Genomic DNA, 20,465 nt, shown 5'->3' on the forward strand with positions numbered 1-20,465 from the left:
TGTCCTGCCTCTCTGGCAGGCCCTACGCCTGATTAGATCGCCTGCATGACCGACTGGGAAAAACTCAGCCACGCCTACGGCTCCGCCGAGGACATACCCGCCCTGCTGGCACGGATCGCATCCGAACCCGTGTCGAAGCTCTGGAACGACCTATGGTCTGCACTCTGTCATCAGGGCAGCGTCTACTCGGCCAGCTTCGCAGCGCTGCCCTGGCTAGCTGGCATGGCCGAAAGCAATGACCGGGGACAAGCCGTAAACGCCCTGAACCTGGCGGGGGCCATCATGGCAGGCGCCGAGCAGCCGCACGGAGCCGGTGATGTCCGCACGCAGCACTCGGCGGAAATCACGTCTCTGCTGACATCAGTGAACCGCCATCTCCGGACGGCAACCGACCGCACCGAGTACATCAACCTCCTGGAGTCCATGCTCGGCTTCGAGGGCGTCGTGGGATGGAGCGAAGATCTGGCCTGGGGACTCGGAAACGAAGAATACGAAGTCTCCTGCCCCGGCTGCGAAACAAACCTGTTCATCGTCCTCGGTGAACGCGGGTTCTTCAGCACCAGCGAGGACTACGCCCTGTCGGACGACAGCATCGACACTCGCCCGCTCCGGCCGACGAGCCCCGCAGACCTGGGAGGCATTGGTCGGCGTCTCCATGACATCGCACTCACCGACAGCCAACACGACGTCGCACACATGCTGACCTACGTCTTCGGGAACGCCACCTGCCCAGACTGCGATACCGACTTCTCAGTCGCCGATCAAGTCAGCGCCGACTGGGCGATCACACAGTAGTCCCCGTCGAGCGAACAACCACACCTCTGCTGACCTGCTTGTCAGCGCCTGCCTCTAGCATCCGGCCATGAGCATGATCGGAGAGTACGCCCGCCTGACCCCTGCCGAACTCGATCGCGCGATCCACGACCCCGATTGGGCCCAGGAATTCGTCGACGAACTGATCGAGGCGGAATTGGACGCAACGCCCAAGGCATCCGAAGCGCGCTGCCATGACGTCGACAAAGCGTGGCACGCGCTCGACTTCCTGCTGCGTCGCATCGACTTCCCCGTCGACATCGTTCATGGCGAGGAAGAGATCCCCGAGGCCGAGGACTGGGGTTACGGGCCACCACAGTTTCTCAGCCCAGAACGCGTTCGCACCGCGGCGGAGGCACTCGCCACCACACCCCACGAGGCCCTTGTTGAAGGCGTTCATCCGATAGATCTCGCCAAAGCCGAGATCTACCCAACCATCGTCTGGGAACGCGGCGAGTCGCTCGACTACGTGACCACCCACTACCAGGCGCTGGTTCCGTTCTTCCAAGCAGCGGCAGACGCAGGGGACGCCATACTCATCTGGCTGAACTGACAGCCCTCGCCGCCCCGCGCCAGCTCCCAAAAATGCAGAGTCAGTCCGCACAGATCCGAGCTGGGCAGTCTCACACGTTCCTTCATTCCCAAGCTCAATAGCCAGAGCCCACCCAAGCGGCCTCCCGTCGCTCCCGTGAGCGGGTCGGATTCTGTTTCACTCCATGTCGTCGATGCTTAGCTGTCCCCGTGTGACCGGCGGAACCTGGGGGCGTTCCATTTCCTCAGCGCGTTGCAGGGCGTCCACCGGGCCGACCGTGCGCATGACGCTGGCGTCGTAGAGCCAGTGGAGGTTCCCTTCACGTTCCAGTCGGCCATTGACCTGTACAGCGAGGTTCTCTTCGTACGCGTGAATGGCCTCGTGGTATTGGTCTTCGTCGGCCAGCCGTACACGGACCTTCCGGGGCTGCCCTCCTACGATGCTCTCAACTCCGAAGACGCCAGGGCCGTCGGCTTCCTTACGAGCGAGCAAGTGAACCCGACCGGTCACCGTCACGAACCCAGCGTCCTCCGCCGCAGCCAGCCGATGTGCCGCCTTCTCCAGGATGACCGCATCGCCGCCGGAGAATTCGTAACGCGAAACAGGTTCCTCAAAGCCACCTGGCACGGAGGTGTCCCATTCGATCGTGATGTCCGATCCGTCAGAGTGCTCGGTGATCCCGAGAATGGCAGTCGCCATCTCGTACGAGACCCCTTCTCGCACGCCCGCGTCGAAGCCCGTTAGAGACCCACTGGAGCGATAGTGATCAATGGCCTCGACAGTCGCGGACAACGCCTTCACCACCGCGTGGCTCACATCCCGCCCATACGGTCCGGCTGCCGCACCCACATCCAGGGCAGGCGCCGAGACGGAAGGCTTACGCAGCAGCACTGTCGTCGCTGACGGAGCGAACGCCTTGACGATGTAGCTGCCCGGTTCCGTCTGTCCCATCAGTACCGAGTCGAGGTAGCGGTTGGCGAACTGACCGTGCCGGTTGCCGAAGTGCCGCACCTGGTCCATATACGACTTGGCACCTGCGACCAGGGTGCGGCGGGCACAGGAGATGAGCCGCTCGCCCTCCCGCCAGGAGATGAGTCCGCTAGGGAAGGCGGCTTCTCTGCGGAATCGGAATTCGTCCGTGGGATCTGTGAACAGTCGTGGGGCGATCGACCGGGCCCACAAGCTGCGGTAGCTGGGCGCGCTCACCTGCTGAAGCAGGCTCTGCAGGACCTCGATGTACTCCGGCGCCTCGCGGTCCAGAGGAACTACAAAGGAACCAGCGCGAGGGTCAGGTTCGCCGGGAGGGGCAAGCCTGTTGTAGATGCCGCTGCGACGGCCAACGAGTGTCCAGCCGGCTTCGGTCATCAGGGTGGTGAGCCGGGTCGGATCGACGCGCCACAGATCGAGTTCGGTCGATGCCAGGTCAGTCATGGAGCGGCTCACCCCTCTCGATCTTTCCCATAATGGCGGCCAGCGACTCGGCATCGAAGAGGTTGGCGGTGGGGATCCGAACGTACGGCTTCTCGACCGCAGGAACGGTCATCCCCTCCAGGTTCAGCCAGTAGCAGGCTTGCTTGACCTCCAGATGCGTGTGTGCGGTCCGCGTCCACTCCGCCTGCCCCTTGGGGATCGCCATGACGACCAGTAGGGACTTCATGCCCAGGCGAGGGCGGACCAGACGCTCCATGTAGTCGCGCTTCTCGAAGCGGTATCCAAAGGATTCCGCTTTCCCGTTGACGGTGAGCTGCGTGGTGCTCTTCATCTGGACATAGAAGCTGGCTTCCTCCCCCAGCGGGTCGGAGGACGTGCGCACGAGCATGGCGTCCATGCCAAACATGTCCCGTCCCTGCTTGATGAAGAGACAGCCCGCAGTCGCGGCGACGCTCTGCATGTAGCCCTCTTGGAGCTGTTCCATGCAGGTCGTGAACGTGCGGCGGTCGACGGGCTCGGCTATGCCGCTCCCCACGGCTCGCGACATAGGTACCCCCCTTTGGTTCCCCTTGCCCCAGCGAGCGCAGCATACGTTTCCCCTCTCCCAGCTGTGTAGGCCACCCGCCGCCACGCTATTGACCGCCGCTGACAGTCGCCTGGATCGATGGGCCATACAGGCGACAGGCCCCATCTCCCCAATCCATGCCCGAGAGCGGCAGTCCGAGCCACCACGTGCTGCCGGACCACCTCTTCAAAGAGGCCATAGGCCACGGGGGCAGCCGCGATGCCTCGCGCAGGGCGTCCATGTCGCGACAGGTACCGACACTCATCTGGAAAATGCAAAGTCGTTGTGGACGCAACCGAGATACATGGACCAGTTCTTCGTTTCATCCCGCAGGTCAGAGCCAGGTCTCGATGCAGCCACAATCGGGACGGGACACACGGTGGCCTCCCGGGCGGTCCCGGCGGCGGGCGGCACGCACCCGCCGTCACCGGCCGGGGCCGGTGGCCACCGGACGGGACGGCGAGGGCAGGCCCCACTCGCTCCAGGAGCCGTCGTACACCGCCAGGTCCCGGTAGCCGGCGAGGTCGGCGCCCAGGGCCAGGACGCACGCGGTCACCCCGGAGCCGCAGCTGAAGCGGAGGCCTTCGCGGCCGCCCGCGGCCGCCTCGAAGGCCGCGCGCAGTTCCCCGGGCGGGCGCATCAGGCCGTCGGGGCGCTGGAGTTCGCCGAACGGGAGGCTGACGGCGCCCGGCATGTGGCCGCCGCGCAGGCCCGGACGGGGTTCGGGGGCGGTGCCCTCGAAGCGCTCGCGGGTACGGGCGTCCAGTACGGCCGAGTCCGGGTCGACCAGGGCCGCGGCGACGGCCTCGGCGTCGATCAGCAGCCCCGGACGGGGCCGGGCGGTGAAGGAGCCGCGCGGGCCCTCGTACCGCGGGCCGGTGGTCTCGACGGGCAGTCCGGCCGCCGTCCAGGCGGGCAGGCCGCCGTCCAGGACGGCGGCCCGGTCGAAGCCCGTGGCGCGCAGCATCCACCAGGCGCGGGCGCTGGAGTAGAGGCCGGCGCCGTCGTAGACGACGACGGTGTCGGTGTCGTGGAGGCCGAGGGAGCGCATCGCCTCGGTGAAGGCGGCGGGGCCGGGCATGGTGTGCGGGACGGGGGCCGCGTGGTCGGAGAGGTGGCCGTCCAGGTCGAAGGGGCGGGCGCCCGGAATGCGACGTCCGGCGGCGCGGTGGACGCCGACGGAGGCGTCGAGGACGACCAGTCCGGGGGCGCCCAGCCGGGCCGCGAGCCAGTCGGCGCCGACCAGCGGTCCCGGGTGCGCGGGCCCGGGCTCGCGGGACCCCGGCCGGCCGGACCGGACAGGTCCGCACCCCGCGCGGTCGGGCTCGGGACGGCCGGGCTCGGGACGGCCGGGCTCGGGACGGCCGGGCTCGGGACGGCCGGGCTCGGGCAGGGGCATGGGCATGGCGGCACCTCCTGGAGGCTCGCGGGCGGTGTCACGGCCCGCCAGCGGTACGACGCGGTCGGCCCCATCCTGCGGCGCGCCCCCGCCGGGCCTTCAACCGCCCCGGGCGGCGGGCCCGTGCGGGGAGCCGGCACCCCCTTCCGGCCACGGCACTAGGCTCCCGCGCAGCCGCCCGGCCGGGCGTAGACGGCGATCCGAGCGCCCCGCACGTCGGTGACCGAGCAGAGGTCGAAGCTTCCTGCCAGCACCTCCCGCTTGGCCTCCTCGCGCGGGTACGGGTCCAGGGGCTGGCCCACCGGGTCCTGCAGGGCGATCACCCGGGGCGAGGCGAGGAGGGCGGCGCGGATGTCTTCCGGGGGCAGCTCGGTGCCCTGGAGGCTGTGCGAGGCGGCCGGGCCGGCGGCGAGGGCGGCGTCGCGCAGGCCCGCGTAGACGTCGGGCGAGGACAGCAGCCACTCGCGCCGGCGGGAGGGCATGAACACCACCGTGTCCCCCGGGCGGGCCCGCTCCCGCACCTCGGCGGCCACCGCGAGGACGTCGTCCTTGCGGCTCTCCGGGGTGCGCAGCCACACCGACCAGACGCCGAACGGCACGAGCAGGGCGCCGGCCAGCACCCACGGCCACCATCCGCGGGCGGCGGCGAGCCGGGCGCCGGCCAGTAGGGCGGGCCCGGCCAGCGCGTAGAGCACGTACCGGTCGACGTACCAGGGTTTGACCAGCGAGACCGCCATGAGCAGTCCGGGCGGGAGCAGGACCAGGGGCAGGGCGACCCGTACGAGGTCCTTGGGGGCGCCCCGCGCGAGGAGCAGGGAGGCGGCGCCCACCACGGCGTAAGCGGCCCAGTCCTGCCAGCTCGGCCGGCCGAGCCAGCCGAGCTGCTGCGGCGCCTGGCGCACGCTGACCACGGCGAGCGGCAGCAGCAGGGCCGCGACGGTCGCGGCGCTCCACCGCCATCCGCGCGCGTGGCGGGCGGTGAAGGCGTGGGCGAGCAGCGCCAGCGCGGCGAACTCGTGCAGCCAGCAGCCGATCAGCAGGACGGCGCTGTAGGCGACCCAGCGTTCGCGGAGCATCAGGTACGTGGACCACACCACGGCGGCCGCGACGAGTGCGTACGAGCGGCCCTCCTGCGCGTACGCCTGGACGGGTGGGAGGACGGCGTACACGCAGCCGGCGAGGAGTGCGGCCCGCTCCCCCACGAGCCGGTGCGCGACGGCAGCCACGCCCGCGGCGGCGAGGGCGGTGGCGGCGACGGAGGGCAGCCGCAGTGCCCACAGGCCGCCGTCCCAGACCTGGAACACTCCGTGCATGAGGACGTAGTACAGGCCGTGCACGGCGTCGACCCGGCCGAGGAGATCGAGGATTGCGCCGGGCGCGCGGTGCGCCACCTGCCAGGTGACGGACTCGTCGCGCCACATGCTGCCGCCCCGCTCCAGGCCCCAGAGGCCGAGGGCCGCGGCGAGCAGCGGCGGGAGCGTCCGCCATGGCGCGATGCGTCGGATGGCGGCCTCCTGAAGCTGTCGGATCGAGGGTGCGGACTCCATACTCGGGGGTGGACCCGAGTGTCTGCGGAGGTGGGTGTGCGCGCGTTCCGGGCAGTGGCGGCGGTGCTTCTGGGTGGGGTGGTCCTGGCGGGGTGCGGACCGTCCGATTCCGGTGGTGGCGACGACGCGCCGCCGCAGGGCTCCACGGGGGCGGGCGCGAGCGCCAGCGCGCGTACGAGCACGAGCGCGGCCCCCGACACAGGCGCGAGCCCCGGCGCGAGTGCGGTGCCCGCCCCCGGCGAGACCCTGGTCCGGGTCACCCGCAGCGGGGGCTTCGCGGGCGAGACCCACACGCTCATCGTGAAGGGTGACGGGTCCTGGTCCCGGCTGGACGCGAAGGCGAAGCCGGAAGGCACCGGAAGGCTGTCGGAGCCGGAGCTGGCGGCGCTGCGCACCGCGCTCCGGGAGGCGGACTTCGCCCGTCAGCCCAGGATCGCCACGGGCGGCCCCACGGTCTACGACGGCTTCTTCTACGCCTTCGTGCACGGCGGGTACGAGGTCGCGGGCGACCAGGGGTCCCTGCCGCCGGCCCTGACGAAGGTGGCGGAGGCGCTGCCGCCGTTCACCCGGGAGTGAGTTCCCGCGGCGGCCGGACCGGGAGTCCGCGCGGCCGGGCGCACCGCTGCCGCCCGCCGGAATCCGGTCCCGTGGCGGGGCGCACACCCGGTACAACCCATTCCATTTACTCAGGTCCACCGCATATGCCGTGACCGAACCCCACGTAGCCGCAGGCCGGAGCCTCCTCTACGCTGCACCCCATTCAGCGGGATCTTCAGGGGCGGACATGGAACAGACACACACCACCCACACCGGCGCCGCGGCAACACCCGGTGCCCAGCGGCGTGTGCTCGTCGTCGAGGACGACCGCACCATCGCGGAGGCCATCTCGGCCCGGCTGCGCGCCGAGGGTTTCCAGGTGCAGACGGCCGCCGACGGCCCGGCGGCCGTCGCCGCGGCGGAGAGCTGGCTGCCCGAGCTGCTGGTCCTCGACGTCATGCTGCCCGGCTTCGACGGGCTGGAGGTCTGCCGCCGGGTCCAGGCGCAGCGCCCGGTCCCGGTGCTGATGCTCACCGCCCGGGACGACGAGACCGACCTGCTGGTCGGGCTGGGAGTCGGCGCCGACGACTACATGACGAAGCCCTTCTCCATGCGCGAGCTGGCCGCGCGCGTCCATGTGCTGCTGCGGCGGGTGGAGCGGGCCACGATCGCCGCGCACACCCCGCGCGGCGCCACCCTGCGCCTGGGCGACCTGGAGATCGACCACGCGCAGCGCCGGGTGCGGGTGCAGACCGAGGACGTCCACCTGACCCCGACCGAGTTCGACCTGCTGGTGTGCCTGGCCGGGACTCCGCGGGCGGTGCTGTCCCGGGAGCAGCTGCTGGCCGAGGTCTGGGACTGGGCCGATGCCTCGGGCACCCGTACCGTCGACAGCCACATCAAGGCCCTGCGGCGCAAGATCGGCGCCGAGCGGATCCGTACGGTCCACGGCGTCGGGTACGCCCTGGAGACCCCGGCCCAGCCGTGAACGGCCGGGCGGAGGGACCACCGCGGCACCAGCGGCACACCGGCGGGCTGCGGCCCTTCTCGCCGTTCTCGATCAAGACCAAGCTCGGCACGCTCGTGGTGGTCTCGGTCTTCATCACCACCGGCCTGCTGCTCGTGGCCCTGCGCACCGACACCGAGCTGCGGTTCATCACCGTCTTCTCGGTGATCGCCTCGATGCTGATCACGCAGTTCGTCGCGCACAGCCTCACGGCGCCGCTCGACGACATGACGACGGTGGCCCGGGCGATATCCCACGGCGACTTCACCCGGCGGGTGCGAGGCGCCGGACGCCGCGACGAGCTGGGCGACCTGGCCTCCACCATCAACCTGATGGCGGACGACCTGGAGGCCGTGGACCGGCACCGCAAGGAACTCGTCGCCAACGTCTCGCACGAGCTGCGCACACCGATCGCCGCGCTGCGTGCGGTGCTGGAGAACGTCGTCGACGGGGTCTCCGCCGCCGACCCGGAGACCATGCGCACCATGCTGAAGCAGACCGAGCGCCTCGGCCGGCTCGTGGAGACCCTGCTGGACCTGTCCCGGGTGGACAACGGGGTGGTGCCACTGCGGGCCCGCCGCTTCGAGGTGTGGCCGTACCTGTCCGGGGTGCTGAAGGAGTCGGGGCTGGCGGCCGCCGGCCGGCCGGGGCTGCTCTCCGGTTCCGGTGGGCACACCCGCAACGACGTCCACCTCCACCTGGACGTCTTCCCGCCCGACCTGTGCGCGTACGCCGACGCCGAGCGGCTGCACCAAGTGGTGGCCAACCTGATCGACAACGCGGTCAAGCACAGCCCGCCGCACGGCCGGGTCACCGTCCGGGCCCGGGCCGGGGACCCGCCGGACAGCCTGGCGCTGGAGGTCCGCGACGAAGGGCCCGGGATCCCGGAGGCCGAGCGCCACCGGGTCTTCGAGCGGTTCAACCGGGGCAGCGCCCGCAGCGGCGACGGCGGCACCGGTCTGGGCCTGGCGATCGCCCGCTGGGCCGTGGAGCTGCACGGCGGGCGGATCGGGGTGGCCGAATCGTCTCGGGGCTGCCGCATCCTCGTCACGCTTCCGGGCAGCTCATAGGTCCCGTGTTGACGTAGGGTTCGACTGGAAAGGACATGATCTCGGCCACACGTACCCGGGGTCCGTCAGGGGTGCGAAGCCAAGAGGCCGCAACCTGGCTGCCTCCTACCCGAACCAGGCTGGTTTCCCGCCATTCCACGTCACGAAACCCGCCGTTCGATGTGACCTGCATGACGTAAGTCCCGCCCGGCCTGCATGCAGCGGCCGAGGAGGCGTAGCCTTTATTCCCGCTGTCCATACCTTGTGAAGCGGAAGAGGGCGGTTGCCGCCGTGTCGCCACAGTCCCCCAGTAACTCGAGCACCACGACCGAAGCAGCAGAGGGCGGGAAGAACCCTGCCTCAGGCTTCGGCGCGAATGAGTGGCTCGTCGACGAGATCTATCAGCAGTACCTCCAGGACCCGCAGTCGGTCGACCGGGCCTGGTGGGACTTCTTCGCCGACTACAAGCCGGGGGGCGCTGCCGCTCCGGTGACGTCGGCCGGTCCCGACAAGTCCACGCCGACGGACGGCGCCTCCGCACAGGCCGCCACCGCCGTCGCCCGGACCCCGCAGGTCGCCGACGCCGCCACGGGGGCGGCGGTCGCCGCGCCCGCGCGCACGGCGACGCCGACTCCTCCGCCTGTGTCAGCTCCTGCCCCTGCTCCTGCCATCCCCTCTGGTGCCCCTGCTGTGACTGTCACCTCCCAGGCCCCGGCCGCCGCACCGGCCGCGCCCGCCACCGCCCCCGAAACGCCTCAGAAGGCCGCGCCCCCCGTTGCGAGCACCGGCTCCACCGGAGCGGCTGGCGCCGCGCCCGCCACCGAGGCCCCCGCGGGCCCCGAGCTGGTGACGCTCCGCGGCCCGGCGGCAGCCGTGGCCAAGAACATGAACGCCTCCCTCGACGTCCCGACGGCCACCTCCGTCCGCGCCGTCCCGGTGAAGCTGCTGTTCGACAACCGCATCGTCATCAACAACCACCTGAAGCGGGCCCGGGGCGGGAAGATCTCCTTCACGCACCTCATCGGCTACGCCATGGTCCAGGCCATCAAGGCCATGCCGTCGATGAACTACTCCTTCGCGGAGAAGGACGGCAAGCCGACCCTGGTCAAGCCCGACCACGTGAACTTCGGCCTCGCCATCGACCTGGTGAAGCCCAACGGCGACCGCCAGCTCGTCGTCGCCGGCATCAAGAAGGCCGAGACCCTCAACTTCTTCGAGTTCTGGCAGGCCTACGAGGACATCGTCCGCCGCGCCCGCGTCGGCAAGCTGACGATGGACGACTTCACCGGCGTGACCTGCTCCCTCACCAACCCCGGCGGCCTGGGCACCGTCCACTCCGTGCCCCGTCTGATGCCCGGACAGTCGGTCATCATGGGCGTCGGCTCCATGGACTACCCCGCCGAATTCCAGGGCACCTCGCAGGACACCCTGAACAAGCTGGGCATCTCCAAGGTCATGACCCTGACCTCGACTTACGACCACCGGGTCATCCAGGGCGCGGCCTCCGGCGAGTTCCTGCGCATCGTCGCGAACCTGCTCCTCGGCGAGGACGGCTTCTACGACTCCGTCTTCGAGTCGCTGCGCATCCCGTACGAGCCGGTCCGCTGGAACCGCGACATCGACGCCAGCCACGACGACGACGTCACGAAGGCCGCCCGGGTCTTCGAGCTGATCCACTCCTACCGGGTCCGCGGCCACGTCATGGCCGACACCGACCCGCTGGAGTACAAGCAGCGCAAGCACCCCGACCTCGACATCACCGAGCACGGCCTCACCCTGTGGGACCTGGAGCGCGAGTTCGCCGTCGGCGGCTTCTCCGGCAAGTCCATGATGAAGCTGCGCGACATCCTCGGCGTGCTGCGCGACTCGTACTGCCGCACCACCGGCGTCGAGTTCATGCACATCCAGGACCCGAAGCAGCGCCGCTGGATCCAGGACCGCATCGAGCGGCCGCACACCAAGCCGGAGCGCGAGGAGCAGCTGCGCATCCTGCGCCGCCTGAACGCCGCCGAGGCCTTCGAAACCTTCCTGCAGACGAAGTACGTCGGCCAGAAGCGCTTCTCCCTGGAGGGCGGCGAGTCCGTCATCCCGCTGCTCGACGCCGTCATCGACTCGGCCGCCGAGGCCCGGCTCGAAGAGGTCGTCATCGGCATGGCCCACCGCGGCCGCCTGAACGTCCTGGCGAACATCGTCGGCAAGTCGTACGCGCAGATCTTCCGCGAGTTCGAGGGCAACCTCGACCCGAAGTCCATGCACGGCTCCGGCGACGTCAAGTACCACCTCGGCGCCGAGGGCACCTTCACCGGCCTCGACGGCGAGCAGATCAAGGTCTCGCTCGTCGCGAACCCCTCGCACCTGGAGGCGGTCGACCCGGTTCTGGAGGGTGTCGCCCGCGCCAAGCAGGACGTCATCAACAAGGGCGGCACGGACTTCACGGTCCTCCCGCTCGCGCTCCACGGGGACGCGGCCTTCGCCGGCCAGGGTGTCGTCGCCGAGACGCTGAACATGTCGCAGCTGCGCGGCTACCGCACCGGCGGCACCGTGCACGTGGTCATCAACAACCAGGTCGGCTTCACCGCCGCCCCGGAGTCCTCGCGTTCCTCCATGTACGCGACCGACGTGGCCCGCATGATCGAGGCGCCGATCTTCCACGTGAACGGCGACGACCCGGAGGCCGTCGTCCGCGTCGCACGGCTCGCCTTCGAGTTCCGCCAGGCGTTCAACAAGGACGTGGTCATCGACCTCATCTGCTACCGCCGCCGTGGCCACAACGAGTCCGACAACCCGGCCTTCACGCAGCCGCTGATGTACGACCTGATCGACAAGAAGCGCTCGGTGCGCAAGCTCTACACCGAGTCGCTCATCGGTCGCGGCGACATCACCCTGGAAGAGGCCGAGCAGGCGCTCCAGGACTTCCAGGGCCAGCTGGAGAAGGTCTTCGCGGAGGTCCGCGAGGCCGCCACGCAGCCCGCCGTCTCCGCGGCGCCGACGCCGGACCAGGCCGACTTCCCGGTCTCGGTGAACACCGCGATCTCCCAGGACGTCGTCAAGCGGATCGCCGAGTCCCAGGTCTCCATCCCCGAGGGCGTCACCGTCCACCCGCGTCTGCTGCCGCAGCTCCAGCGCCGCGCGGCGATGATCGACGAGGGCACCATCGACTGGGGCATGGGCGAAACCCTCGCCTTCGGCTCGCTGCTGATGGAGGGCACCCCGGTCCGGCTGTCCGGCCAGGACTCCCGCCGCGGCACCTTCGGCCAGCGCCACGCGGTGCTCATCGACCGCGAGACGGGCGAGGACTACACCCCGCTGCTGTACCTCTCGGACGACCAGGCCCGCTACAACGTCTACGACTCGCTGCTCTCCGAGTACGCGGCCATGGGCTTCGAGTACGGCTACTCGCTGGCCCGTCCGGACGCGCTGGTGCTGTGGGAGGCCCAGTTCGGTGACTTCGTCAACGGCGCCCAGACCGTCGTCGACGAGTTCATCTCCTCGGCCGAGCAGAAGTGGGGCCAGACCTCCGGCGTCACCCTCCTGCTCCCCCACGGCTACGAGGGCCAGGGCCCGGACCACTCGTCCGCCCGCCCGGAGCGCTTCCTCCAGCTGTGCGCGCAGAACAACATGACGGTCGCGATGCCGACCCTGCCGTCGAACTACTTCCACCTGCTGCGCTGGCAGGTGCACAACCCGGCCCACAAGCCGCTGGTCGTCTTCACCCCGAAGTCGATGCTCCGCCTGAAGGCCGCGGCGTCGAAGGCGGAGGAGTTCACGAGCGGTTCGTTCCGCCCGGTCATCGGTGACTCCACCGTGGACGCGAACGCGGTCCGCAAGGTCGTCTTCTGCGCCGGCAAGGTCTACTACGACCTGGAGGCCGAGCGCGAGAAGCGCGGCATCACGGACACGGCGATCATCCGCATCGAGCGCCTGTACCCGCTGCCGGGTGCCGAGCTCCAGGCCGAGATCGCCAAGTTCCCGAACGCGGCGAAGTACATCTGGGCCCAGGAGGAGCCGGCGAACCAGGGTGCGTGGCCGTTCATCGCGCTGAACCTGATCGACCACCTCGACCTGGCGGTCGGCGCGGACGTCCCGGCGGGCGAACGCCTGCGGCGCATCTCGCGCCCGCACGGCTCGTCGCCGGCGGTGGGCTCCGCGAAGCGTCACCAGGCGGAGCAGCAGCTCCTGCTGAACGAGGTCTTCGACGCGTAACCCCCGCAGCACCAGGAAGGCCCGGCCCCGCAAGGGGCCGGGCCTTCCGGCATTCCCCGCGCCAAGGCGTCTCCCCCCTGCGACGAGCGATCTCGTTCACCCGGTCCCGGGTCGCGCCCGCCGTCGCCACCATGCGCACCAGGTGCGCCAGGTGCGCCAAGAACGGCGCGCCCACGGTCGACCGCTTCGCGGCCTCCGCCTGCCGAATCGACAACTACCGCACGCGTTCGCATGCTTACGGAAAGAGACGGCCTTCTTTTTGTGCGCACAGGGAAACCGATAGGGCCCGGATTCCGGAAGTCTCCGACATGACAAGCGATCCCCCAGCAGCCTCGCCCTCGTCCAGCCCAGGCCAGGTGCCGGCCATCAGCCCGGAGCTCCTCGACCGTGCTCGCGCCGGCTGGGAGCGCTTCGTTGCCTCCCTTGAGGAATCATCCGATGACTGAACGGTACGAGTACCTTCCTCACCCCCTGCTGCGCCGCCGTGTACGCGATGTCACGTCCGGGATCGAGGGCGAGCTCATGGCTGTGATCAGCGAGGACGTCTCGGACTCGGTCCATCCCCTCTGGGCGGACCTGGCCTATGTCCGGGGGCCGTCCGGCCGCGAATTCTCCACGGCGGTCGACAACATCGAGTCAGCCGACCTTCCCCCCGGGTCACCGCACCCGACCGGCCGGCACGAACCGGACAGACGAGGGGACGGGCGGGCCCCCGAACATCCCTGACCACCGCCCCGGCGAAACACCGCCCACCGCAGCCGGTGTGCCGCGATGCGGCACACCGGTGCGGAGTTCGCCTGCACCGTACGCAGCACGGCGGGGCGGCGCCTCGCGCCCCGCTCCCCAGAGGGCGGGTGGGCAACCACCGGCTCGGGTGGTGGGGCCGGGGGGCGCCGAGTACGCAGGCACGCGTACCCGCTCCTCCCCCGCCCGTGTTAGCGCCCCGTACCGCCCTTACGGCTGTGGCTCGAAGTCCCAGTACGGTCTGGAGCGTTGTTTCGCCGAGACCGTGTGGACGTGTTGGGCGCCCAGGGTGCGGGTCAGGCCCTTGATGCCCGCGTCCTCGTGTGTGCCGGCCTCCGTGTCCTCGCGTACGGACCGCAGGTCAGCGGCCAGGGCGATCTGAGCGCTCAGGGTCATCGGGTGCTCGGGGCCCAGGACCCGCTCGGCCGTGCGCAGGGTTTCCCGGCTCAGGTCCAGGGCGTCCTCCAGCCGGCCGTTGATGTTGCGGTGTCCGGTGGCGTTGAGGGCGCAGCCGAGGGTCCAGGGGTGCCGGCTGCCGAGTGCGCCGCGCATGCCGACCAGCGCCTGCTCGGCCAGGGAGAGGCCCTCGGCGCGTTCGCCCTGGGCGCGCAGGACCAGGCCGAGGTTGCCGACCGTGCCGATGCTGTACGGGTGGGCGAGGCCGAGCTGCGACTGGTAGCCGCGGACCACGTCCTCGGAGATCCGGCGGGCCTCGCCGATGTCGCCGTACTCCCTGAGGTAGGTGGCGTAGTCGGAGGCGACCATCAGCGTCCACGGGTAGTCGACGCCGAAGACGCGGGTCGCGCGTTCCCAGACGGTACGCAGGCGCAGGCCGGCCCCCGGGATGTCGCCGGAGCGGCGCAGGCACAGGCCGAGGTTGTGTTCGGCGCGCAGGGTCTGGGGGTGGCCGAGTCCGAGTACCTGGGTGTTGAGTTTGACGCCCTGTTCCTGCCGGGTCTGGGCCTCTCGGTAGCGGCCCATGAGCCGGAGTCCCATGGCGCACGCGATGCCGGAGGCGAGGGTGGAGATGTGCAGGGGCATCAGGACGCGTTCGCGGCGGCGCAGGGTGTCCAGGTCGAGGTCGTAGGCGTCCTGGTAGCGGCCGAGCAGCCGGTAGGTGGCGGCGAGGTTGTTCTGGGCGTCGAGGGTGATGGAGTCGTCCTCGCCGAGCAGTTCGCGGTAGGTGGCGAGGCAGTGCTCGAAGATCTCGCGGGCGGGTTCGAACTTGGCGATGCAGAGCAGGACGCCGCCGTAGGCGCTGGTGGCGCGCAGGCTCTCCAGGTCCTGGTCGCCGCGTTCGCCGGTGAGCCGGTCGGCGACGGCCCGGGTGAGGGTCTCGGCGCGGCGGAACAGGCCGAGGTTGCGCAGGGAGTTGCCGTACTGGTAGCTGAGCTCTCGGACCTTGGGGTGGTCCTCGCCGAGCCTGGCCCGCCAGATCTGGTCGGTCTCCTCGCACAGGTGCAGGCAGGTGCGGTATTCGCCGGCGAGGATCAGGTAGCGCAGGCAGTGCAGCAGGAAGTTCTGGATCCGCGGGTTGCTGCTGGTGATGGCGCCGGAGGGGAGGAGGTGGGGGACGAGTTCGGCGTAGCGGGGCCAGAGCCGGGAGTCGGAGGGCCGGCCGGGGTCGGCGGCGGCGAGGACCTGGCGGACGGCCCGGGCGAGGGGCTCGGCCTCCTCCTCGGAGAGGTCCTCGCGGACGATGCCGTGGACCATGCGGTGGAGCTGTACGGTCTCCAGCCCGCCGCCGCCCTCCTCCACGGGGAGGTCGGAGTACTCCAGTCGTACGACGGAGAACTGGACGAGCTTGTTGAGCGCGCCGTTCCACCGGATCTGGTCGTTGATGAGGCCGGCGAGCTGTTCGGGCACGTCGTCGGCGGGGAATTCGCGCAGCAGGCGCAGGGGGACCGGGCCGGGGGCGAAGAACACGAACAGCCGCAGCAGGGCGAGGGCGTCGGGGAAGTTCTCCCGGACGTTGTTGAGGAGTATCGCGAGGGCGGTGGGGAAGGGCAGCGGGTAGTCCTCGGAGACGGTGACGGCCTCGCGGGAGTCCATCCGGCGCTGAAGGAGGGCGAGGTAGTCGCCGACGGGCAGCGGGGAGTCGGCGAGCCAGCCTGCGGTCTGGTCGAGGGCGAGCGGGTAGTCCTCCAGGGCCTCGGCGAGCTGGTCGGCCTCGTCGGCGGTGAGGCGCAGGGCGCGGCGGCGGATGAAGGTGATCGATTCGGGGCGGGCGTAGAGGGGGACCTCGACGAGGCTGGTGTGCCGGGCGGCCCATTCGCGGTTGCGGGAGGTGATGATGACGTCGCCGGAGCCGCCCGAGGGGAGCAGGTCGATGAGGTCGTCGGGGTTGTCGCAGCCGTCGAAGACCATCAGCCACCGGCTGAACGGGGTTCCGCGGCGCAGCGCTTCGAGGACGGCCCTGATCTGCTCGCCGTAGCTGCCGGCGCCTCGGGGGAGGCCGAGGGCGGGGGCGAGTTCGGCGAGGCGTTCGCGCAGGGTGGGGCGGTCCTCGGCGGGGACCCACCACACGACGTCGTACTCGGAGGCGAAGCGGTAGGCGTATTCGGTGGCGACCTGGGTCTTGCCGACGCCGGAGAGGCCGAGGAGGGTGACGGTGGACGCGCCGGGCGGTGCTTCGGCGAGGGCCTGGCGCAGGGTGCCGATGACGTCGTTGCGGCCGGTGAAGCGGGGGTTGCGGCGCGGGACGCGGCCCCAGATCTCGGGCGGGTCGTTGGGGAAGCGGGGACCGCGGCGGCCGGTTTCGGTGCCGATGCGGTCGGTGGGCAGTTCGAGTCGGCGCAGTACGCGGTATTCGGCCTCGTAGGCGTCGAGGCCCCACAGGTCGGTCTTCTCCAGTACGGCGACGGCGCTGGGCAGGGGCGCGTCGGTGAGGCAGACGGCGGCGAATCGGTCCGGGTGGGTGTCGGTGACCGCGCGCAGGGCGGTGTTCCACTCGTCGTCGGTGTGGGTGCCGGCGGAGAAGTAGCGTTCGCTGAGGACGAGGAGGACGCGGCTGCCGGAGCGGGCGAGGTCGTCCAGGGCCTGGGTGAGGCCGGGGCTGTTCTGCGGGTCCCAGCGCTGGAGGGCGACGCGGTGGCCGTGTTCCTCCAGGCGGTGGGCGATCCACACGGCCCAGGGGCGGTTGAACCCCGCGAAGCTGATGACGAAGCGCTGGGGCCGCTGGGGTTGCTGCGGCAGGAGAGGCTGCTGGGGCTGTTGCGGTTGGGGAGGCTGTTGCGCCGATTCGCGGTCCTGCCGGCTACCGGTGGTCATGCGGCCGTCTCCCTGGGCTGCGGGCGGTGGACGGGACTGAAAAGGTACCGCAGCGGACGGCCCGTCAGACCTTCACGAACGGGGCGAGTTCGGGGTGTTCCTCGCACCAGGCGCGGCGTTCGCGGTCGACGGTACGGCGGGCCGCGGCGTGCTGGTCGCCGGGGGGCGGGAGCTCGTCCATGGCCCGTTCGGCGGCGGCCATGGCGTCGGTGAACTCCCGTCCCGCCGTGGTCAGTCGGTCGTGTGCGCGCAGGGCGGGGAGGACGGCGGCGACCTGGGCGCGGATGCGGGCGTGCTGGGCCCAGGCGCCGCGGGCTCCGTAGAGCGCGGCGCGCTGCCAGTACCCGGCCAGCGCCAGGTGGGCGTAGGTGCCGTGCAGGAGTCCCTCCAGGGGGCGGGGGTCGCTGCGCCAGGGGGCCCAGTGGCGGGGCGCGGCGTCGGCGGTGTGCAGGGTCAGGACGTCGGCGAGGGCGGTCAGTTTGCCGTGCTGCACCTCGTGGACGAGGGTCGCGGCGAGAGCGGGCGGGGCCTGTGCGCGGGCGAGCACGGACCCGGCGGCCGCGGGCAGGGTGGCGCCGCTGGAGCGGGACCCGCCGGCCAGCGGTACGAGGGAGCGCAGCAGTTGTACGGTCTCCTCCGCGCGGACGGTGTCGTAGCGCTGGAGCAGGGTGAGCGCGCCGGACCACTGGGTGTCCCACCGTTTGTGGCCCTTGGCGGTGAGGCGGCGGGCGGGGCGCAGGGGTGCGGGCCGTGCGGGGCAGGGCGCCCGGTAGGGGTCGAGGTCGTCGAGGGCGGTGCGGCCTCCGGGCAGTGCGTGCAGGGGCAGTGTGGCGGGGTCGTCGGGGTCCCAGGAGCGTTCGGTGAGCACGAGCGGGCCGGGGCGGTCCGGGCGCAGCAGGCCGAGCGTGGGCAGGACGAGGCGGCCGTGCACGGGCCGAAGGGTGTGGGTGAAGGGGATCCCCGCGCGCAGGGCGGCGGCCGCGGCGAGGGCGCCGAGGTGGGCGAGGTCGGGCGGCGGGCCGAAGGGGGTGTGCAGCCTGCGCAGGGTCTCCTCGGCCCAGACACCGGTGGCGGGGTAGTGCAGTACGTCGCGTACGGCGGCGGGGGCGCGGCGTTCGGCCTCCTCCAGCAGGGCCCAGTGCTCGGCGGCCTGGCCGGCGCTGCCGCCGGGGGCTGCGTCGAGGACGGCGCGGAGCAGGACCAGGCGTTTGGAGCGGCGTACGTCGCGGACCAGGCGGGTGCCTTCCGGGGAGGGCTCGGTGGAGGCGAGGGCGCGCAGGGTGTGGGAGGACACGCTGAAGGCGGTGAGGGCGGCGGTCATGAGGCGGCCGCCGGGGGGCGGGCGGCGGTGGCGCGGCGCGGGCCGCCGGCGGCGTGCTGGACGGCGGCGGCGATGTGCCGGATGAGGACCTGGAGGTCGGCGCAGTAGACGGACGGCTGCCGGAAGCCCTCGCCGGCGCGGTAGCGGTGCGGGTAGTGGCCTCCGCCGCAGACCTCGACGAGTTCGCAGGTGCGGCATCCGGCGGCGAGGGCGTCCCGTCCGAGCTGGCGGGCGGCGAACCCGGGGTGGTCGAGGAGTTGGTCGAAGCTGTGGGTGTCGAGGGCCATGCCGGTGGCCGTGGCCCCCTCGTACGCGGATTTCAGCGAGTCGGCCTGTTCGATGGAACCGTCGGTCTCGATGACGGCGGTGGCGGCGGGCGCGAGCCCGAGGGTCTCGGTGGTGGCGGGCAGTCCGAACAGCAGGGCGATGATCTCTTCGAAGAGGCGGATGCGGGTGCGTCGTGCTCCGTCGTGCCACCAGCGTTCGAAGACGGCGAGGAGCCAGTCGGCGTACGGGTTCCCGCCGGGCCGGCGGTCTGGGCCCGGGGGCGGCGGGGCGCTCCAGTTGGCGAGCGGGAGCAGCAGGCCGACGGTGGGCGGGGCGAAGGCGAGCAGGGATTCGTAGGTCTCCACCGGGTCGTGGGCGAGGTCGACGACGCAGAGCACGCCGGCGTAGCTGTCGGGGTGGCGTGCGAGCAGGCGCAGGCCGCGGGCGGCGGCGCCGAAGCCGGGGCGGCCGCCGTGGTCGACGCGGCGGGTGTTGTGCGCGGGCAGCCCTCCGTCGAGGCTGACGCCGATGCGGATCCCGGCGGCGGCGAGGGCGGCGAGGCGGCCGCGGGTGAGGAGGGTGCCGTTGGTCTGGACGGTGGCGGTGATCCGGGTGCGGGGGGTGGTGGCGGCGAGGGCGGCGCGCACGGCTTCCACGGGCGCGGCCAGTGCGGCGGGGGCCGTGAGGAGGGGTTCGCCGCCGTGCAGGACCAGGTCGACGCGGGGCAGGTCGTGGGCGGCGGCGTGCTCGGCGATCCGCTGCGCGGCGCGGGCGGCGGTGGTCGGGTCCATGGCGACGGGCTGGTCGCGCCAGCCCTGGTCGGCCATCTCGTAGACGTAGCAGTAGGTGCAGGCGAGGTTGCAGCGGCTGCGGGTCTTGAGCACGAACTGGCGGATGGGACGGGGCGGGTGGCCTGCCGCCCGCGCGGCGGCGACGTCGAGCCGGGTGTAGGGCCAGGGGGCGTTGCGGGCGTGCCGGGACGCGTGCGCCGCGGGGCCGGCCGCCGGCCGGACGGGGCCCGGGGCGGTGTGCGGCGCGGGGCCGGCCGGTCCGGCGGACGCGGGTGGCGGGGAGCCGTTCGTGATCGCTCGCCGCATCGCCGCGCTCCCTCCCCGCCCCACCGCCGGGGCGCCCCGGCGGACGGTCCATCCCTGCCCTTCCGCCGGTCCCGGCTAACGGCGGAAAGTGGTCAACTCGCCCGCACCGGACCGCTCTCGGACCTGCGTCCGTGGCCCGAACCCGCGCCCGAAGGGGGCGGGTTCGGCAGCGGGGCCGCCGCGCGGGGACGTGCCCGGTGCCGCCGGCGCCTTCGGGCCGGGCCGGGCCTGCGGGGCGCAGGGTTCGGGTCCTGGTGCGGGAGGCGGCACGGGACGGGGCACGGGAGGGGAGGGGCCGGGGGCGGACCTCGGCCGGGCGGGGCACGAGGGCCGGACGCCCCATCGGCGTCGGGATCGCGCCGGGTGTGCTGCCGGGGCGGGCTTCCGGGGACCGGCGGGGGTCAGGCAGCGCTGGAGTCGTAGGCGTTGAGGATTTCGGCCGGGTGGGCCACGCGTTCCACCAGGCCTTCGATCACCTCGGCCAGTACGGGATGGTCGATCCCGCGCAGCGCGGCCAGGTCGAGCCCGGAGAGGTCCGGCAGCCGCCCGGGGCAGCCGGTGCCGGTGGCCGCCGGCACCACGTCCTGACGTTTCGTCACCATGTGCCGCCGCTCCCCATGTCGCGTCGCATTCCGGACGGTCCCCTGCCTTTTCCCCCGGGGCGGTCGGCGGAAACAGCGGGCC

General features: G+C 71.6%; 15 protein-coding genes. 7 read left to right on the plus strand and 8 right to left on the minus strand.

The window, feature by feature from the left end:
- Window positions 1-45: 45 nt before the first annotated feature.
- Both ACFW2G_RS09545 and ACFW2G_RS09550 read left to right on the plus strand, forming a co-directional pair.
- Complete coding sequence (locus ACFW2G_RS09545) at window positions 46-795, plus strand: hypothetical protein (protein ID WP_384581081.1); 750 nt, start codon at window positions 46-48, stop codon at window positions 793-795.
- A 67-nt stretch (window positions 796-862) separates the two neighbouring features.
- On the plus strand, window positions 863-1,366 hold the full coding sequence (locus ACFW2G_RS09550) for a YfbM family protein (protein WP_384581083.1): 504 nt from the start codon (window positions 863-865) through the stop codon (window positions 1,364-1,366).
- 156 nt (window positions 1,367-1,522) lie between these two features.
- Here the strand turns inward: ACFW2G_RS09550 and ACFW2G_RS09555 are convergent, their stop codons facing one another.
- The 4 genes from ACFW2G_RS09555 to ACFW2G_RS09570 form a co-directional block, all read right to left on the minus strand.
- Window positions 1,523-2,776 carry a hypothetical protein gene (locus ACFW2G_RS09555; protein ID WP_384581085.1) on the minus strand — a complete coding sequence of 418 codons (1,254 nt, stop codon included), beginning with the start codon at window positions 2,774-2,776 and terminating at the stop codon, window positions 1,523-1,525.
- The gene (locus tag ACFW2G_RS09560; protein ID WP_384680892.1) at window positions 2,769-3,323 is read right to left on the minus strand and encodes a DUF4365 domain-containing protein; all 555 of its coding nucleotides are present in this window, start codon (window positions 3,321-3,323) and stop codon (window positions 2,769-2,771) included. Before ACFW2G_RS09560 ends, ACFW2G_RS09555 begins: the two co-directional genes overlap by 8 nt.
- Window positions 3,324-3,765: 442 nt before the next feature.
- Window positions 3,766-4,746 (minus strand): sulfurtransferase, encoded by a 981-nt coding sequence (locus ACFW2G_RS09565; RefSeq protein ID WP_384581089.1) that lies wholly within the window; start codon window positions 4,744-4,746, stop codon window positions 3,766-3,768.
- Between the two features lie 152 nt (window positions 4,747-4,898).
- Complete coding sequence (locus ACFW2G_RS09570; RefSeq protein WP_063890566.1) at window positions 4,899-6,287, minus strand: glycosyltransferase family 39 protein; 1,389 nt, start codon at window positions 6,285-6,287, stop codon at window positions 4,899-4,901.
- Between the two features lie 18 nt (window positions 6,288-6,305).
- On the opposite strand from ACFW2G_RS09570, the gene ACFW2G_RS09575 reads away from it, so the two are divergent.
- From ACFW2G_RS09575 to ACFW2G_RS09595, 5 genes are all read left to right on the plus strand, one after another.
- Window positions 6,306-6,863, plus strand: a complete 558-nt coding sequence (locus ACFW2G_RS09575; protein WP_384581091.1) for a hypothetical protein — start codon at window positions 6,306-6,308, stop codon at window positions 6,861-6,863.
- Window positions 6,864-7,071: 208 nt separating this feature from the next.
- Window positions 7,072-7,812 carry a response regulator transcription factor gene (locus ACFW2G_RS09580; protein ID WP_037919764.1) on the plus strand — a complete coding sequence of 247 codons (741 nt, stop codon included), beginning with the start codon at window positions 7,072-7,074 and terminating at the stop codon, window positions 7,810-7,812.
- On the plus strand, window positions 7,809-8,900 hold the full coding sequence (locus tag ACFW2G_RS09585) for an ATP-binding protein (RefSeq protein WP_384445397.1): 1,092 nt from the start codon (window positions 7,809-7,811) through the stop codon (window positions 8,898-8,900). The genes ACFW2G_RS09580 and ACFW2G_RS09585 overlap by 4 nt, the downstream gene beginning before the upstream one ends.
- Window positions 8,901-9,170: 270 nt before the next feature.
- The gene (locus tag ACFW2G_RS09590) at window positions 9,171-13,082 is read left to right on the plus strand and encodes a multifunctional oxoglutarate decarboxylase/oxoglutarate dehydrogenase thiamine pyrophosphate-binding subunit/dihydrolipoyllysine-residue succinyltransferase subunit (protein ID WP_384581093.1); all 3,912 of its coding nucleotides are present in this window, start codon (window positions 9,171-9,173) and stop codon (window positions 13,080-13,082) included.
- A 438-nt stretch (window positions 13,083-13,520) separates the two neighbouring features.
- Entirely contained in the window at window positions 13,521-13,808 is a 288-nt protein-coding gene (locus ACFW2G_RS09595; protein WP_384581095.1) for a hypothetical protein, read from the plus strand.
- Between the two features lie 228 nt (window positions 13,809-14,036).
- Here ACFW2G_RS09595 and fxsT read toward each other — a convergent pair whose 3' ends face one another.
- The 4 genes from fxsT to fxsA form a co-directional block, all read right to left on the minus strand.
- Window positions 14,037-17,096: an FxSxx-COOH system tetratricopeptide repeat protein gene (fxsT, locus tag ACFW2G_RS09600; protein WP_384445391.1), complete on the minus strand. Its 3,060-nt coding sequence runs from the start codon at window positions 17,094-17,096 to the stop codon at window positions 14,037-14,039.
- A gap of 64 nt (window positions 17,097-17,160) precedes the next feature.
- A complete protein-coding gene (locus ACFW2G_RS09605) occupies window positions 17,161-18,417 on the minus strand; it encodes an HEXXH motif domain-containing protein (RefSeq protein ID WP_384445389.1) in 1,257 nt (418 codons plus the stop codon).
- On the minus strand, window positions 18,414-19,781 hold the full coding sequence (locus tag ACFW2G_RS09610; protein WP_384445387.1) for an FxsB family cyclophane-forming radical SAM/SPASM peptide maturase: 1,368 nt from the start codon (window positions 19,779-19,781) through the stop codon (window positions 18,414-18,416). The genes ACFW2G_RS09605 and ACFW2G_RS09610 overlap by 4 nt, the downstream gene beginning before the upstream one ends.
- Before the next feature lie 401 nt (window positions 19,782-20,182).
- Complete coding sequence (fxsA, locus tag ACFW2G_RS09615; protein ID WP_037919758.1) at window positions 20,183-20,383, minus strand: FxSxx-COOH cyclophane-containing RiPP peptide; 201 nt, start codon at window positions 20,381-20,383, stop codon at window positions 20,183-20,185.
- Window positions 20,384-20,465 lie beyond the last annotated feature (82 nt).

It is taken from the genome of Streptomyces sp. NPDC058880, assembly GCF_042742535.1.
Taxonomy (GTDB): Bacteria; Actinomycetota; Actinomycetes; order Streptomycetales; family Streptomycetaceae; genus Streptomyces.